The organism is Marinomonas rhizomae (genome assembly GCF_003315485.1).
GTDB lineage: Bacteria > Pseudomonadota > Gammaproteobacteria > Pseudomonadales > Marinomonadaceae > Marinomonas > Marinomonas rhizomae.
This window is the reverse complement of the sequence record NZ_QNSE01000004.1, coordinates 317,138-334,780: the sequence shown is the minus strand read 5'-3', so window position 1 is coordinate 334,780 and position 17,643 is coordinate 317,138. Positions and strand designations below refer to the sequence as shown.

Sequence of the window (17,643 nt, the reverse complement as noted above, 5' to 3'; positions counted from 1 at the left end):
TATATAAGAAACCAATTCATTTCTATACCTTTAGCAAAGGCGCCATTGCTGTAGCGCAACGAGAGAGATCAATCCCCTTCCCCGATACATAAGATATCAAGTCACTTGAATCACCAGCCGTGACATTTTTTAACAACACCCACAACACAGAAGATCGAGTGCCCGTGCGACAAAAAGCCAGTGTCTTCTTAGTTTCGAGCAAAGCGCTCTTTTGGAAATCCACTTGCTCTTGCGATAACTTAGACAAGTCAACCGGGTTACTAACATACTCCATGCCTAGCAACTCAACCGCCACACGAATACTTTCCCCAGATGGCTGACCATCAACCTCTGCATCAGGGCGATTATTGATAATCCGCTCAAAGCCTTGAGACTTAAATAAAACAAGATCCGCCTCAGTTAACTGAGGAGCCACAAAATAAGAGCCATCAAGCTGAATAATATTATCCATAAACCTTTCCCTCAAATAAACTCAAGAACGATATAACACTTTTATAAGGTGAAAACCAAATTGCGTTTTAATTGGCCCCTGTATTTTGTATAAAGGACCACCAAAAACAGCCTTATCAAAAGCTGGCACCATATCCCCCTTCCTAAACTCACCAAGATCTCCTCCTTTTTTCCCCGAGGGGCAGGTAGAGAATTGCTTTGCCAATTTATGAAAGTCAGCCCCTTTGTCCAACTTTAACTTTAAAGCCTCAGCCTCAGCTTTCGTCTTAACTAAAATATGACACGCACTCGCCGTCGACATTCACACCCCAACCGTACAAATAAACTAGATAAAACATGTTAACCTATTTAGTATAATGAAATTAACCATATGCAATCATTAACCTTAAAATATTCTCAGTAAAAAGCAGTATAAACATATAAAATACAGGCGGTTCTACGACATGAATACTTATGCAGCAATAGGCGATCTTTCTTTTTTACTGGTAGAGCCATCAGACATGCAAAAGAAAGTCATCACCAAAGCGCTTGAAGATGCCGGCATCAAACAAATTGAGTATGCCAACAATATCGAAGAAACCATACAGTCGCTTGCCGCCTTCCCACCTGATCTTGTCATTTCCTCAATGTACCTTCCTGACGGCTCAGCAAATGACCTTATTGATCGTATCAGAACGAATACCGACACCGAAAATCAATGCTTCATGTTAATTTCAAGCGAAAGAAACAGAGACCACCTAGAGCATTTAAGACAATCCGGTGTCTTAGCCATTCTCCCCAAACCCTTTAATCAAAAAGACCTGACTCGCGCCATTCACGCAACATTAGACCTCATCGTTGAAGAAGAAATCGATTTAGAAATGTTTGACCCAAAAACATTGCGCGTACTGGTTACAGATGACAGCCGCATGGCACGAAAACATGTCAGCAAGACACTCAACACGATGGGAATTGAAGATATACAATTTGCAGAGAACGGCAAAGAAGCAATTTCACTTCTTAACGAAATGGAATTTGACCTTATTGTCACTGATTACAACATGCCTGAAATGGACGGCAAAGAATTGACAGATGCTGTTCGAAAAGACCCAGCCATAGCACACATACCAATTCTCATGGTAAGTTCGAATTCAGAAGACAGCCAACTATCAAATATAGCTCAAGAAGGTGTTGATGCGATCTGCGGAAAACCCTTTGAACCAAGCGTAGTCAGACAACTTTTGGCAAAAATACTAAACTAGCGATTACCTTAACAAACCACAACATAAACACTTAAACAAAAAAGAGCTTCAACTACGAAGCTCTTTTCCAAAATAAAACAGATCATCTAAGCTAGGGCATAGCCATTAAATCCAAAACAATTTCCTGATTAGCCTCAGGGAATCGATAAGCCGATAAGCTAGAAATAGCAACCCAACTTACCTCCTGCCCTTCACTCCCTTCGGGCTCACCATCAAACTCCGTCACCTTATAGAAACAAAGCTCTACCTGCTTATCGCCATAATCATGAGCTATTGTTTTATAGAAAGAACACTTGGTAACCACAATACCGCATTCTTCTTTCAACTCCCTCATTAAAGCAGCTTCAGCAGACTCGAAAGGCTCACACTTACCACCAGGAAATTCCCATAAACCACCTTGATGCTGATTTGATTTCCGAAGAGCGATAAATACAGCACCATCACGAAGAATTACACCAACAGCAACCCTGACCAACATTAGGTACGATACTCTGCATTAATAGTAACATAATCATGAGAGAAATCAGTCGTCCAGACAGTGTCAGATTCAGACCCCATTCCTAAATCAACAACGATGTGAATTTCTTGAGGCGCCATAGCTTGCTTACCGTGTTCTTCCAGATAATCCGGAGAGCGACCACCATCACGGGCAACTTCAAAACCATTAATATGAAGCTGCACACGATCTACATCTAAACTCTCAACACCTGAGCGACCAACAACAGCCAAAATTCGCCCCCAATTCGGATCAGAAGCAAACAACGCCGTCTTAACTAAAGGCGAGTGCGCAATTTCAAAAGCAACCTTAGTCGCATCAGACTCAATAGCCGCACCAACCACTTCAACAGCAACAAACTTAGTTGCACCCTCACCATCACGCACAATTGCATGAGCAAGTTCTTGCATAACCTCAGTAAAGGCAGCGATAAAGGCTTGCGCCAATGGCTCACTTACAGAAGTAACTTTAGCATTTCCAGCCATACCCGTTGCAACTGCTATACAAGAGTCATTGGTAGAAGTGTCGCTATCAACAGTGATACGGTTAAAGCTTTTATTAACCACGTCCTTCAATATCGCGTGAAGAACATCAACCTCCATTGCAATATCACTGCAAACATAGCCCAACATTGTCGCCATGTTAGGGCGAATCATGCCTGCACCTTTGGAAATACCCGCAACGCTATAAGTAACACCATCAAATTCGAAGGTACGAACAGAACCTTTAGGCAAAGTATCAGTTGTCATAATACCTATACCTGCAGAGTGCCAATTATCACCAGATAAATTATCAAGCGCTTTAGGAATAGCCGCAACGATTTTTGCTACTGGCAACGGCTCACCAATAACACCTGTTGAAAAAGGCAAAATAGACTCAACACTAACCTCAGCCTGATGGGCTAAAACCTCACAAGTCTTAAGCGCAGCATCAAGCCCAGATTTTCCCGTTCCAGCATTGGCATTTCCCGTATTAATTAACAGATAACGACTACCCGCTAAGCCCAAATGCTTCTGACAAATACGAACAGGAGCCGCACAAAAAGCATTTTGAGTAAAAACACCAACAACAGAGGCACCTTCACACAACTCAAAAAGCACGACATCTTTTTTGTTGGGCTTTTTAATTCCAGCTTCCGCAACACCAATTCTTATTCCTTTTATCTCCGGAATAAGAGGAAAATCATGCAACCCTACAGCCATTTAAACTTTCTCCAGTTAAACAAGACTACCATGACACTGTTTATATTTTTTACCAGAACCACATGGACACGGTTCATTACGCCCTACTTTAGGATACTCCTGAGCATCGACAGAGCCCGGCGCCTCTTCAGCTAAAGAGTTTAGAGAATCATGAACCATATTAACGGTCGTCTTCTCTTCTTGCTTTTTACGAGCCTCTTCTATCTTCTCAGCCTCTTCAGCAGACTGAACTTTCACACGAGTAATAATTTGAATCACTTCATATTTAATTTGCTCCAACAACCCCTGGAACAACTCAAAAGATTCACGTTTATACTCTTGTTTAGGGTTTTTCTGAGCATAACCACGTAAGTGGATACCCTGTCTAAGCATATCCATAGTCTGAAGATGCTCTTTCCATAAAGTATCAAGAACCTGCAACAGAACTTGCTTTTCAAAAGATCTAAAAGGCTGCTCACCCGCAATCTGCTCTTTAGCCTGATAGTCATTAACAAATGCATCTAATATCTTCTGACGCAAAGGCTCTTCATATAGCTTTTTGTCTTCTTCAACCCATTTTGCCACTGGCAGCTCTAAACCGAATTCATTACGCGCTTTCTCTTCCAACCCTTCAAGATCCCACATGTCGAAGATACTTTGTGGCGGAATAAATTCGTCTATCAAACCTGTAACGACTTCTTCTCGCATTGCAGAAATAGCCTCAGAAAGATCTTCAGACACCATCATGTCAAAACGCTGACGATAAATAACTTGGCGCTGATCGTTTGCCACATCATCGTATTCAAGCAACTGCTTACGAATATCAAAGTTACGGCCTTCCACTTTACGCTGAGCCTTTTCAATCGCATTAGAAACCATCTTATGTTCAATGGCCTCACCTTTTTCCATCCCAAGCGCCATCATCATTTTCTTGATACGATCAGACATAAAGATGCGCATTAAATTGTCTTCTAGAGACAAGTAAAAACGTGAAGAACCCACATCACCTTGGCGACCTGCACGGCCACGCAACTGATTATCAATACGGCGTGACTCATGACGCTCAGTACCAATAATATGCAAACCACCCGCAGCCAATACAGACTCATTACGAGACTTCCAGTCCGCCTTCAGCGCATCAATACTTTCTTGGCTAGCATTTTCACCCAATTGATCCAGCTCAACTTGCAGGTTGCCACCCAATACGATATCTGTACCACGACCAGCCATGTTAGTGGCAATAGTTACAGCACCTGGACGACCCGCATCAGCAACAATCTCAGCTTCTCGCTCGTGCTGCTTAGCATTAAGAACATTATGCTTAACACTTTTCTTTAATAGATAGTTTGATAAAAGCTCAGAGTACTCAATAGATGCTGTACCAACCAGTACTGGACGCCCTTGCTTAACAATTTCTTCAATATCTAACACAATGGCTTCGAATTTGTCTTCAGTAGACATATAAATCAAATCATTGAAATCTATACGTTGAACCTGTCGGTTTGTAGGAATAACAATGACTGATAGGCCATAAATTTGCTGAAATTCAAATGCTTCAGTATCCGCTGTACCTGTCATACCAGACAGCTTGTCATACAACCGGAAATAATTTTGGAAGGTTGTTGAAGCCAAAGTCTGACTTTCGGCCTGAATTGTCACACCTTCTTTCGCTTCTACCGCCTGATGAATACCCTCAGACCAACGACGACCAGCCATAGTTCGACCAGTATGCTCATCGACAATAACAATTTGATCGCCCTGAACTACATAGTCAACATTCTTTTTGAAAATAACATGAGCTTTCAAACAAGCATGAACATGATGTAGTAAAGAGAGATTTCCTGCAGCATAAAGACTTTCACCTTCACCCAACAACTCTTGCTCAACTAGCCAGCTCTCAACAAAAGAATGACCCTCTTCCGTCAATTCAATACTACGTTGCGACTCATCAAAAACGTAGTGACCGTTTGCCTCTTCACCTTCAACTTCTTCTTGCCTCACCAATAAAGGAGCAAGTTTATTAATCTTGCGATACTGCTCCGAACTATCTTCAACTGCACCCGAAATAATAAGTGGTGTTCTAGCTTCATCTATTAAGATGGAATCCACCTCATCGACCACAGAGAAGTTTAAATCTCGCTGAACACGATCTTCCAAACGGAACACCATATTGTCACGAAGATAGTCAAAACCAAATTCGTTGTTGGTACCATAAGTAATGTCACATAAGTATGCCGCCTTCTTCTCGTCACGATCTTGACCAGAAAAAACCACACCAACACTCATGTCTAAAAACTCATATAGAGGTCTCATCCAGTTAGCGTCACGCTTAGCCAGATAATCATTCACCGTAACAACATGAACACCTTTAGAAGATAAGGCGTTTAAGTAAACCGCTAGCGTCGCTACAAGTGTTTTACCTTCACCTGTGCGCATTTCGGCAATCTTACCCTCATTTAGAACCATGCCACCGATAAGCTGCACATCAAAATGACGCATCCCCATTACACGGCTACTACCCTCTCGCACCACGGCAAAAGCCTCGGGCAAAATAGCTTCCAGCGACTCTCCTTTTGCAAGGCGATCACGAAACTCACCTGTTTTTCCTGACAAATCATCATCTGACAACTTGTGAAAAGATTCTTCAAATTGATTTATTTTCGCAACGATTTTTCTATATCGTTTGACTTCTCGGTCATTCTTTGTGCCGACAATTTTTTTAATTACAGTTCCTAACATCTTGAACTCATCGTAGCCAATTAGTAATAAAGACAGTCTATCATGGTAATGTGTGACAAAACATGAAATATCAAGGACCTAAATACAAAAAAACCAGACATATAGTCTGGTTTTTTAAATACGATCAAGAATTAATCAGTTACTAAGCACCAACAAAAGCAGGCTCTACATAAGAGATTGGTGTCGTTTGCGCTTCATCTTCGAAAACAACATATTCCCATGCATCTTGATGCTCAAGCAAAGCGAGCAAGAGCTTATTATTCAAAGCATGCCCAGATTTGTAAGCTTTATACTCACCTATCAAGCTATGACCAAGAAGGTACAGATCACCGATTGCATCCAATACTTTGTGGCGCACCAACTCATCTCGATAGCGCAAGCCCTCATCATTTAGCACACGGTAGTCATCAAGCACGATGGCGTTTTCCATGTTTGCACCACGAGCCAGGTTATTATTCTTAAAGTATTCAAGATCTTTCATAAAACCAAATGTTCTTGCACGACTAATTTCTTTAACGAAAGTAGTCGTTGAAAAATCAAATGATGTACTTTGAACATCTTCACCAATAGCTGGATGCTGAAAGTCAATAGTGAAAGACAAACGAAAACCTGAATGAGGCTCAAGAGAAGCAAATTTATCTCCCTCATCCACTCGGATTGGTTTTTTAACTCGAATAAATCTTTTTGGCGCACTCTGCGCCTCTAAACCAGCTGACTGCAGAAGAAAAACAAAAGGACTAGCACTTCCATCCATAAGAGGGATCTCACTAGCACTCACTTCTACATAGGCATTATCTACACCCAAGCCAGCCATTGCTGATAACAAATGTTCTACAGTACTTACCTTCACATCACCTTGACATAAAGCCGTAGCAAAATTTGTTGATCCGACTGCTCGAGCATTACCATGAATCTCTACAACCGGATCCAAGTCTGTACGAACAAATACAATACCTGTATTTACAGGCGCAGGCTTTAGTGTCAAATACACCTTCTCGCCAGAGTGCAAACCCACTCCAGTTGCTCGAATAATGTTCTTAAGTGTGTGTTGGCGTACCATTATATTCCTACAATTTTATGACTGGATACTACTCTTTACAAAATAGTATCAATAACACATTTTTTATACAATCCAGCACCGTAACATTGCACTGATTTTGCTTAAATCAATCAGCTTGACGACGCAAAAATGCTGGAATGTCCAAATACGATAATTTATCGCCACTTGAAATAGAGGCCGAATCAACAGACTCTTTCTTTTCATCCAAGCTTTTCTCTACCACTTCCGCCTTCACATGTTGTTCAGGCTTCGGCACAGGCTGAGCTACAGTTGTGTTAGCACTTTCGCTTTCAACAACTCGCTCAACCTTCGCCATAACTGGTTGAGAGACAACAGATTCACCAACAGCAGACTTAATCTCAACTGCAGAGTGACCCTCTAAACCAGTTGCAACCACCGTGACTCGCATTTCATCACCTACACTAGGATCAATTGCACAACCAATCACGACAGTAGCATCTTCCGATGCATATTCTTCAATAATGCCACCGACCTCAGTAAATTCAGACAAACCAACTTCTTCGTTTGCTGTAATATTGACAAGCACGCCACGCGCGCCCCTAAGGTTAATGTCTTCAAGCAATGGATTATGTATTGCAGCCTCAGCAGCTACTCTAGCTCTATCCTCGCCAGATGCGGACCCAGTTCCCATCATCGCCATCCCCATTTCAGACATAACCGTTCTTACATCTGCAAAATCGACGTTGATTAAGCCAGGTCGCATAATCAAATCTGTAATACCCTGAACTGCATTAAACAAAACATTATTTGCTTCGCCAAATGCCTTCAATAAAGAAATATTTTTACCCAATACAGGCAAAAGACGTTCATTTGGAACTGTTATCAAGGAGTCAACATTTTCACGTAACTCCCTAACACCCTCTTCAGCAACCTTTGCTCGGCGACGACCTTCAAAAGGAAAAGGTTTAGTAACAACAGCCACCGTTAAAATACCCAACTCACGCGCAACCTTGGCAATAACTGGCGCAGCGCCAGTACCTGTACCACCGCCCATACCAGCAGTAATGAATACCATATCCGCACCCGTTAACAACTGGGTGATTTTCTCTTGATCTTCTAAGGCTGAATCTCTACCCACTTCTGGATTTGCCCCAGCGCCCAACCCTTTAGTAATGGTTGAACCTAACTGCAAAGAAACTCCTGTTTCAAAACCTATCAGCGCTTTAGAGTCAGTGTTGGCACAAATAAACTCAACACCCTCCAATCGATTCTCCAGCATGTGGCGCACAGCATTGCCGCCACCACCACCAACACCGATCACTTTAATCACAGCATTATCTGATAAATTATCTTCGGCTAAATCAAAGACATTCATGGGCTTATCGCTCCTCAATAAATTCACAATCAATTCTGACTAAATATAACTTTGAAACCAGTGCTTTAATTTCTGCCACACCTTCGTTGCACTGAAGGATGGCCCGATTTCTTTTTTTGGAGCCAGAACTGATGTTTCTCGTTTAGTTTGCGTCTTAGACATCATCCGTTTCGAGATCTCGGTTACTTCAGCCTCTTTACTACCATAAGCCAATAATCCAACACTTGTTGAATATATAGGGTTATCGACAATGTCAGACATTCCTTTAGTACAATCTGGTAAAGATAATCGAATTGGCATCTGAAAAACCTTCTCAGCCAATTCCGCCGCACCTTCCATTAGCGACGTACCACCAGTAATTACAATACCTGCAGGGATACGCTCGGCATAACCACTGCGTCTTAATTCATCCAGAATTAAATTATAAATTTCTTCATATCTAGCCTCAACAACCTCCGTCAGAGCATGACGAGTGATTGATCTTGGCTGACGATCACCAACGCTTGGCACTTGAAGAACCTGCTCCGCAGATGCCATAGAAGACATGGCACACGCATACTTCACTTTGATTTCTTCCGCATGCTGAGTTGGCGTGCGTAAAGCCATCGAAATATCATTTGTAACCTGATCCCCAGCAACCGGAACCACCGCAGTATGATGTAATGCACCATCAATCCAAACTGCAATATCAGATGTTCCAGCACCAATATCAATCAGGCAAACACCTAATTCCTTTTCATCCTCACTAAGAGATGACTCACTAGAAGCAAGCTGAGACAGGATAACACCGTCCACACCTAGACCACATCGCTTAATGCATTTCTCTACATTCATCACAGCGTTGAGAGCGCCAGAAATCAAATGCACATTAGCCTCAAGTCGAACACCAGACATACCAAGAGGGTCTTTAATCCCCTCTTGAGAGTCAATGTGATACTCCTGAGGTAAAATATGAAGCACTCGTTGATCTGAAGAAATTGGTACGGCTTGAGCTGCATCAATCACTCGATCTATATCTTCTTTCTGTACCTCGCCATTTTTCACAGCGACAATACCATGAGAGTTCAAACTGCGGATGTGACTACCAGCAACACTTACGTAAACAGAATGAATATTACACCCTGCCATCAATTCAGCCTCTTCAACAGCACGCTGAATTGATTGAACCGTTGACTCAATGTTGATCACAACACCACGCTTCATACCTTTTGAACTATGAGAGCCAATCCCGACAATTTCCAAACTACCGTCAGCTAGAACTTCGCCAACCAAACAGATAACTTTCGATGTGCCTACATCCAAACCGACTATCATTTCACCTTCCCGGCATTACGTGCTGTTTTGACAAGACCTGAGTCACTATTGTTTAAAAAAGCAACAAACAGGCCAATATCATTTATTTTTTTTCCAACCTACAGCTACCCCGTGAGGGTAGCGAGCGTCGACTGACGTGATTTGATCTATTCTACCCGATAAATCACTTTTATACACCGCAATAAAGCGCTGCAATCGTTCTAAAATCTCATCTCTACCAAGCTTTACAGCTACCCCATTGGTAAAAATAATGCTCCATGCTCCTCTTGGCTCCAAAGTCAGTGTAGAAACACGGAGAGAAGTTGAAGCAAGCACCTGACTAACCAAACCAAATTGCTCGAGCACAACATCACTTGAGTCATCAGGGCCATACAATTTAGTAAGCGGCAAATCCGGCACCTTAGAAGGAGCAATGATTACCGCAGAGGTGGATATCAGTTGCCCATCACCCCAGTATGCTAGAGGCGTATGTTCATGAACAAGCACCTGCAATGTATTTGGCCAAACTTTACGAATCTCTGCACTTGCTACCCATTGAGATGATAAAACCGTAGCGAGAGCATCTGACAAAGAAACACTTAAAAGACTACGCCCCAACAAAGAAGAATAATCAGACTGCAACTCCTGCTCAGTGGCATACTTCAAGTCACCTCTAATTTCGATTTTTTGAATTGCAAACCAAGTATCAGGAGAATCATTCCCCTGAAAAACAGCCACCAATATCAACAAGATTGCCCCGATTAGCGCCGCCATCCTCATAAATCAATTACGCTCTACTCGATCCCAAGCATTTTGGGCAATTTTTTCCACAAGTGAGGCATAATCAATACCGACATACTTCGCCGCCATTGGCACCAAGCTATGAGAGGTCATACCTGGCGCCGTGTTTACTTCCAGCACCCAAAACACACCAGCCTGATCTCGCATTATGTCAACACGCCCCCAACCCGAGCACCCCAACGAACGATAAGCATCAAGCGCCAGCATTTGCAGCTCATTCTCATCATCTTCACTTAAGCCACAGGGCAACATATACTCAGTATCATCCGCTATATACTTTGCCTCGTAATCATAAAGCTTATGATCTGGAGCAGGTTTTAAGCCTATTGCAGGATAGGCCACATCATCAATTACTGTAATGGTATATTCAGGGCCATCGACAAACTCTTCAATTAAAATGTCCGAATCATATTCAAGCGCCTTCAAAAGGGCACTATCAAGCTCAACCCTGTTCATTGCCTTATTGATACCAATCGTAGAACCCTCTCTCGAAGGCTTTACTATCATTGGATAAGACATTTGATCCTCAATCACATCAGCATCAGCGTGCCCAACGAAAGATAAATATGCTGGTGTCGATATCCCAACTCCCTTCCAAAAACGCTTAGTTAAAACCTTATCCATCGCTAAACCACAAGCTAAAGGTGAGCTACCGGTATAAGGCTTATCAAGCATTTCAAGCAAAGCCTGAACTCGACCATCCTCACCTTCTCCACCATGCAGCGCGATAAACGCAAGATCAAACTCTATAGACTGTAATTGAACAATAGGATCCAATTCTGCATCTGGACCATAAAGATCAAGTTCGACCACCTGATTACCCTTTGCACGCAACCCCTCAGCAACTAGAGGCCCACTCTGCATAGAGACTTCACGCTCAGCGGAACGACCGCCATAGATTACGGCAATTACAGATTCTTTAAGTGTTGTCGACATATTAAATTCCGCTCACTGATAAATTCTTCGAAACCATACCGATGTCACCCGCACCTTGTGTAATTAACAAATCCCCCTCACGCAGGACATTGTTCAAAATTGAACGTAAATCCGCTTCACTCCCAACATGAATAGGGTCAACATTACCACGCTGACGAATACTGCCACACAAAGAACGACTGTCAGCACCGTTGACTGGCGCTTCACCAGCCGAGTAAACATCCAATAACAACAACACATCTACTTGAGACAGAACTCGAACAAAATCTTCATAAAGATCACGAGTACGAGTATAACGGTGCGGCTGATAAACCATCACCAAACGCTTCTCAGGCCAACCTGCCCGAATTGCTTTGATCGTAGCTAAGACTTCACTTGGATGGTGACCATAATCGTCTACAAACATCACATTAGAGCCTCCAGGAAGCGCCAATGGTTTCTGCTCTTGGAAACGGCGCCCCACCCCTTCGAACCCCATTAACCCTGCCTGAATCGCAGTCGCCTCGACACCCAAGTCACTAGCAACAGCAATTGTAGCAAGCGCATTCAGTACATTATGACGACCAGGCATCGGCAACCGGATTTTCAATGGCTCACCTTCGGGACGATGAGCCGAAAACTCACAGTAGCGCCCAGTCTGCACTATGTCGGTTGCGTAAAAATCCGCTTCTTCATCAATAGCGTAAGTTAAAACTGGCCGACTTAAAGATGGCAAAATTTCGCGGACATTTGCATCATCCACACACAAAACAGCCAAACCATAAAAAGGTAAGTTGTGAACAAACTCAATAAAGGTATGTTTCACCTTCTCAAAATCACCACCATAAGTATCCATATGATCTTCATCGATATTGGTTACTATCACAGTTTGCGGTTGCAAATGCAGGAACGACGCATCACTTTCATCCGCTTCAGCAACCAGGTAAGCGCTACTACCTAATTGGGCATTTGCTCCAGCACTAGTCAAACGACCACCAATCACAAATGTCGGCGCTTCACCAGTCGCCGCCAAAATTGATGCCATCAAGCTCGTCGTCGTTGTTTTCCCATGAGTACCAGCAACAGCAATACCATGACGATAACGCATCAACTCAGCCAACATTTCAGCCCTACGCACAATCGGAACTCTATGCTCTTTACCCCAAATAATTTCAGGGTTTTGCTCATTTACTGCAGTAGACACCACGATAACGTGAGCGTCATAGACATTCTCTTCTAAATGGCCAAGATATATTTTGATCCCAAGCTCTTCAAGACGTTCAGTAGTCGATGACACCTTAAGATCAGAACCAGATACCTTATAACCTTGATTATGCAACACCTCTGCGATGCCACACATACCAACACCACCAATCCCAATGAAATGGATATTTTGAATACGACGCATCGTAGGAATATCGTACTGAGCTTTCATATCAATCATGATTTTATTAACCTTAAACAATGTGCAACAACATCTTGCGTTGCATTTGGATGAGCAACCAATTTGGCCCGCTCCCCCATGTCCAACAATGCCTCTTCACTTTCTACAAACCCAGAAAGCAAAGAAATGATTTTTTCACAGCTTAATTGTGGCTGTGGCAATAAATAAGCCGCCCCAACTTTTTCTAAATAACGCGCATTTGCTACTTGATGATCATCTATAGCATATGGATAAGGCACTAAAATAGAAGGTAGACCCGCAACAGCCAGCTCACTTACCGTCATAGCACCAGCTCGACACAAAACAACATCAGCCCAGTAATATGCCTGATCCATATTATCTAAGTAGGGCTCAACACGGGCATCCACACCAGCCGCTTTATAAAGCCCCGACACTTCCTCAAAATTTCGAACACCCGTTTGATGCCAAACATCTAAACGTTGAGAAAAAGGCCATTTCGCCAGAACCTGCGGAAGAACATCATTAATTGCTTTTGCCCCTAAACTTCCACCAACAACAAGCAACTTCAATGGCCTTGCAACACCATTTCTTGATACTCGAACACGCTGCGCCAAAATATCACTTCGAATGGGGTTTCCCACACTAATCGCATGAGGAAGCGCGCCATCAAAAGCCTGTAGCTTTAAGTTCGCGACCTTAGACAGCAGTTTATTCGTCGTTCCTGCAATGGCATTTTGTTCATGAACAACCAATGGGATACCTAAAATTTTTGCCGCCACGCCACCAGGACCTGCAACAAATCCCCCCATACCCAAAACAACATCAGGCTTAATTTTTTGCAAAGCTGCCACTGCCTGACCAATCGCATGCAAAATTCTAAAAGGAGCCGCTAACAAACCTAGCGCACCCTTACCTCTCACCCCTTTAATAGATAAAGAATGCAATGCGATATCATGCTTAGTTACAAGAGACTCTTCCATTCCACCTTTCGAGCCAAGCCACTCAACATCAACACCTTTATCTTTAAAACTCTGAGCGCAAGCCAAGGCGGGATAAATATGTCCCCCCGTTCCCCCAGCCATAATAACAATCCTTTTCACCTCGCTCATTTCGCACTCTCTTTCACTATCACTGACTCACCACTACGCTCTGCTCGTCTATTCTCAACATCAACACGCGCCACAACAAACAAGCTCCCCAAGGTAATTATCAGGCTACTACCGCCATAACTAATTAATGGCAAAGTCAGCCCCTTGGTTGGTAAAAAACCGGTATTAACACCTATATTGATAATAACTTGAGCCAGAATTAGGATTGAAAAGCCAAAACACATATAAGCAGCAAATGGACGAGACAAAGCCATTGCTTGACGGCCAATTTTAAAAGCGCGAGCGACCATAAGTGCAAACAAACATATCAATAACAGGCCACCAAACATGCCAGTTTCTTCAACCCATATTGAAAACACAAAGTCAGTATGCGCCTCAGGCAAATAAGACAGTTTCTGAACACTGTTCCCCAACCCCAGACCAAACCACTCGCCACGACCGTAAGCGATTAAAGCCTGACTAAGCTGATAGCCTTCATTAAAAGGATCTGCCCACGGGTCTATAAAATTCATCAAACGCTTTAGACGATAACTTTCAGAAATAGCAACAACACCCAACATGGAAACAGCGCCAACCATTAGCAGCAAAAACTGATACAAGGGGGCGCCACCCAAAAACAACAACACCATAACCGTGCCCAACAACACAACAGAAGCACCAAAGTCAGGTTCAAAAAGCAAAAACAAAAGAAAAATACTGCAAAGGCAAAGTGGAAGTACGAACCCCACCCACCCCTCTCGCACTCGGTCAGCCCTTCGTACTAGATAGCCAGAGACATAAACAACCATGCAGACTTTCGCCACTTCTGAGGCCTGGAGATTAAACACTATCAAATTGATCCAACGACGACTGCCGTTAACACTTTTCCCAATGCCCGGCATTAACACAAGTATGAGCAAAATTAAGGACAACCCCATCATCAAAATACCCCATTTTTGAAGCTGATGAGTTGGCAGAGACAGTAAAACCCAACCAAATAGCAAACCGATAGCAAGATATACCCCCTGCCTTCCCATAAAAAAATAGGGGTGACCATGAATGGTCTCGGAAATAGAAATAGACGCACTAGAGACCATGACCATCCCTAGCGCCAAAATAGAAACAACGGCAGCAACAAAAACGTTATCAATCTGAGCAAATTCACGCAGAGAAACTCGATCAAATACTTTTAACCATTTCATAACTCTGCAACCAATTGAGCAAAGTGTGCGCCGCGTATTTCGTAGTTTTTATACATATCCAAACTTGCACAAGCTGGTGAAAATAAAACAATCTCTCCATTCTTACTTTCCTGCGCAATATCAGCCACGATTTGATCCAGAGTTTCAAAGCGCTTCACCTCTGCACCAGGTAAAACCTCAGCGACTCGATCGGCATCCTTCCCAAACACATAAACAGAACGTACAAAATCTCTAACAGGCTTTGCAAGAGCGCGAAAGTCAGCCCCCTTTCCTTCACCGCCAGCAATCAACAAAATATTCTTATTAGCCGCCGATCCAAGCCCCTGAAGTGCAGCCAACGTCGCGCCGACATTGGTACCTTTTGAATCATTAATATAAGTCACACCATTTAGCGTGCGAACCGTTTCGCAACGATGAGGCAACCCACCAAACTCTTTCAAGGTTTTTCTAACCGCCTCGGATACGACATCCACACCGAGCAACTCCAACATCGCCAAAGCCGCTAAAACGTTGGCGTGATTATGGGAACCCTTCAATGCTATTTCAGAGGTATGGTAAAGTCGCTCAACCCCCTTACATAGCCAAGCCCCATCACCATCCTTAAGCATGCCATATTCTTTTAAATCAGGGCTTTTCGTCGTGAAAGCTCGTACAGGAACACCTTCAGCCAATAATGGCGCCGTTAAGATGTCCTGCTTGTTACAAACAGCAGCCTTACAACCTCGGTAAACCTTTTGCTTAGCACGTTGATATTCATAAAGATCCTTGTAACGATCCATATGATCTTCGGAGACATTGAGAAGACAAGCCAAGTCGGCCTGTAGTGCATGTGTCGTTTCAAGCTGAAAGCTAGATAACTCAAGCACATAAAAATCGGTATTTGGAGCAAGAAGGTCCAATGCAGGCAAACCCAAATTACCACCCGCCTTGGCATTTTTTCCACTCGCTTGCAGTAATAAGGACACTAACGTCGTAACCGTACTTTTCGCATTGGAACCAGTAATTGCAACAAAGGGCGCATCGACATAATCACAAAACAGATCAATGTCGCCACGCATAGCAACTCCACGCTCGGCCAAACGAGCCAACACCGGTGTGCGCAGCGCAACACCAGGGCTCACAAACAACTCTGTTACCCCCAGAGTCTCAAGCACTTCAAGGCTGCCTGTAAAAATTCTCTCTTCAGAGCAAAACGCTTTCGCCTGCTCCAATCCTGGTGGATCCTCACGAGAGTCAACCACATAAAATTCAATGCCCTTGCTAGCTAAAAAGCGCACACAAGACAAGCCTGTCGCCCCCAAGCCGACAACGGCTCTTACCCGATCTGACCCGATCAACGACATGCAAAACTCCTAACGTACTTTTAAGGTGGCAAAACCTACTAAAACAAGACAAACAGTGATGATCCAAAAACGTACAATCACTTTAGGTTCAGCCCAACCTTTTAACTCGAAATGATGATGAATCGGCGCCATTCTAAATATTCTTCGCTTGGTTAACTTATAAGAAGCAACCTGCAAAATAACTGACACCGTCTCCATTACAAAAACACCACCCATAATAAACAACACTAATTCTTGGCGAACAATAACGGCAATGGTTCCCAATGCCGCACCCAATGCCAAAGAACCAACATCACCCATAAAAATTTGCGCAGGATAAGTATTAAACCACAGAAAGCCCAAGCCAGCCCCAGCAAGAGCCGCACAAAACACCAGCAACTCTCCTGAACCATGCACATAAGGAATAAGCAAATAATCCGCAAACCGTATATTCCCAGTTAGGTAAGCAAACACACCAAGCGCGCCCCCTACCAACACGGTTGGCAAAATCGCTAAGCCATCCAAACCATCCGTCAAGTTCACCGCATTACTCGTGCCGACAATAACGAAATACGTCAGTACAATAAAAAACATCCCCAGAGGGATAGCCACATCCTTAAAGAGGGGAACAATTAAGGCCGTTTCAGCAGGCGTACTAGCGGTATAGTACAAATAAAACGCAGCGGCCAAACCAAAAATACTTTGCCAAAAATACTTCCACCTACCCGGAAGGCCTCGTGGGTTTCTCTCTACTACTTTTCGATAGTCATCTACCCAACCAACAACACCAAACGCCAACATTACCAACAAAACAACCCAAACATATTGGTTACGTAAATCTCCCCACAAAAGGGTACTAACAGAAATTGAAAAAATAATAAGCGCACCACCCATCGTTGGCGTGCCAGCTTTTGCTAAATGCGTTTGAGGTCCATCGCTGCGAACTGCCTGCCCTATTTGCAGGCGTTGCAACAAGACAATTACCTTGTTGCCAATCAATAGAGAAATAGCCAGCGCAGTAAGCACGCCTAGGATTGCGCGCAGAGACAAGTAGTTAAATACCGTAAAAAAAGTATGGTATTTACTTAAATAAGCCGTGAGTAGAAGTAACATT

16 protein-coding genes are annotated in these 17,643 nt (G+C 43.2%); 1 reads left to right on the top strand and 15 read right to left on the bottom strand.

Annotated features, from left to right (window positions below):
* Positions 1-22: 22 nt before the first annotated feature.
* The gene (locus tag DFP80_RS06715; protein ID WP_113916031.1) at positions 23-451 is read right to left on the bottom strand and encodes a protein tyrosine phosphatase family protein; all 429 of its coding nucleotides are present in this window, start codon (positions 449-451) and stop codon (positions 23-25) included.
* 21 nt (positions 452-472) lie between these two features.
* Complete coding sequence (locus DFP80_RS06710) at positions 473-751, bottom strand: peptidylprolyl isomerase (protein WP_113916030.1); 279 nt, start codon at positions 749-751, stop codon at positions 473-475.
* Between the two features lie 142 nt (positions 752-893).
* Here DFP80_RS06710 and DFP80_RS06705 point away from each other — a divergent pair, with 142 nt between their 5' ends.
* Positions 894-1,691, top strand: a complete 798-nt coding sequence (locus DFP80_RS06705; protein WP_113916029.1) for a response regulator — start codon at positions 894-896, stop codon at positions 1,689-1,691.
* Between the two features lie 91 nt (positions 1,692-1,782).
* Here the strand turns inward: DFP80_RS06705 and mutT are convergent, their stop codons facing one another.
* From mutT to mraY, 13 genes are all read right to left on the bottom strand, one after another.
* Positions 1,783-2,169: an 8-oxo-dGTP diphosphatase MutT gene (gene mutT, locus DFP80_RS06700; RefSeq protein WP_113916028.1), complete on the bottom strand. Its 387-nt coding sequence runs from the start codon at positions 2,167-2,169 to the stop codon at positions 1,783-1,785.
* Positions 2,169-3,389, bottom strand: coding sequence for a bifunctional glutamate N-acetyltransferase/amino-acid acetyltransferase ArgJ (gene argJ / locus DFP80_RS06695; RefSeq protein ID WP_113916027.1), 1,221 nt, complete (start codon positions 3,387-3,389; stop codon positions 2,169-2,171). Before argJ ends, mutT begins: the two co-directional genes overlap by 1 nt.
* Positions 3,390-3,404: 15 nt before the next feature.
* Positions 3,405-6,107, bottom strand: coding sequence for a preprotein translocase subunit SecA (gene secA, locus DFP80_RS06690; protein ID WP_113916026.1), 2,703 nt, complete (start codon positions 6,105-6,107; stop codon positions 3,405-3,407).
* Positions 6,108-6,249: 142 nt separating this feature from the next.
* Positions 6,250-7,167 (bottom strand): UDP-3-O-acyl-N-acetylglucosamine deacetylase, encoded by a 918-nt coding sequence (lpxC, locus tag DFP80_RS06685; RefSeq protein WP_113916025.1) that lies wholly within the window; start codon positions 7,165-7,167, stop codon positions 6,250-6,252.
* A 106-nt stretch (positions 7,168-7,273) separates the two neighbouring features.
* Positions 7,274-8,503: a cell division protein FtsZ gene (gene ftsZ / locus DFP80_RS06680; RefSeq protein WP_113916024.1), complete on the bottom strand. Its 1,230-nt coding sequence runs from the start codon at positions 8,501-8,503 to the stop codon at positions 7,274-7,276.
* 39 nt (positions 8,504-8,542) lie between these two features.
* On the bottom strand, positions 8,543-9,817 hold the full coding sequence (gene ftsA, locus DFP80_RS06675) for a cell division protein FtsA (protein WP_113916023.1): 1,275 nt from the start codon (positions 9,815-9,817) through the stop codon (positions 8,543-8,545).
* Between the two features lie 78 nt (positions 9,818-9,895).
* The gene (locus DFP80_RS06670) at positions 9,896-10,546 is read right to left on the bottom strand and encodes a cell division protein FtsQ/DivIB (RefSeq protein WP_241560203.1); all 651 of its coding nucleotides are present in this window, start codon (positions 10,544-10,546) and stop codon (positions 9,896-9,898) included.
* 33 nt (positions 10,547-10,579) lie between these two features.
* Positions 10,580-11,533: a D-alanine--D-alanine ligase gene (locus tag DFP80_RS06665; protein WP_113916021.1), complete on the bottom strand. Its 954-nt coding sequence runs from the start codon at positions 11,531-11,533 to the stop codon at positions 10,580-10,582.
* Position 11,534: 1 nt separating this feature from the next.
* Complete coding sequence (gene murC, locus DFP80_RS06660) at positions 11,535-12,956, bottom strand: UDP-N-acetylmuramate--L-alanine ligase (protein ID WP_113916020.1); 1,422 nt, start codon at positions 12,954-12,956, stop codon at positions 11,535-11,537.
* A complete protein-coding gene (gene murG / locus DFP80_RS06655) occupies positions 12,953-14,026 on the bottom strand; it encodes an undecaprenyldiphospho-muramoylpentapeptide beta-N-acetylglucosaminyltransferase (RefSeq protein WP_113916019.1) in 1,074 nt (357 codons plus the stop codon). The genes murC and murG overlap by 4 nt, the downstream gene beginning before the upstream one ends.
* Complete coding sequence (gene ftsW / locus DFP80_RS06650) at positions 14,023-15,207, bottom strand: putative lipid II flippase FtsW (RefSeq protein ID WP_113916018.1); 1,185 nt, start codon at positions 15,205-15,207, stop codon at positions 14,023-14,025. Before ftsW ends, murG begins: the two co-directional genes overlap by 4 nt.
* On the bottom strand, positions 15,204-16,550 hold the full coding sequence (gene murD / locus DFP80_RS06645) for a UDP-N-acetylmuramoyl-L-alanine--D-glutamate ligase (protein ID WP_113916017.1): 1,347 nt from the start codon (positions 16,548-16,550) through the stop codon (positions 15,204-15,206). Before murD ends, ftsW begins: the two co-directional genes overlap by 4 nt.
* A 9-nt stretch (positions 16,551-16,559) precedes the next feature.
* A complete protein-coding gene (gene mraY / locus DFP80_RS06640) occupies positions 16,560-17,642 on the bottom strand; it encodes a phospho-N-acetylmuramoyl-pentapeptide-transferase (protein ID WP_113916016.1) in 1,083 nt (360 codons plus the stop codon).
* Position 17,643 lies beyond the last annotated feature (1 nt).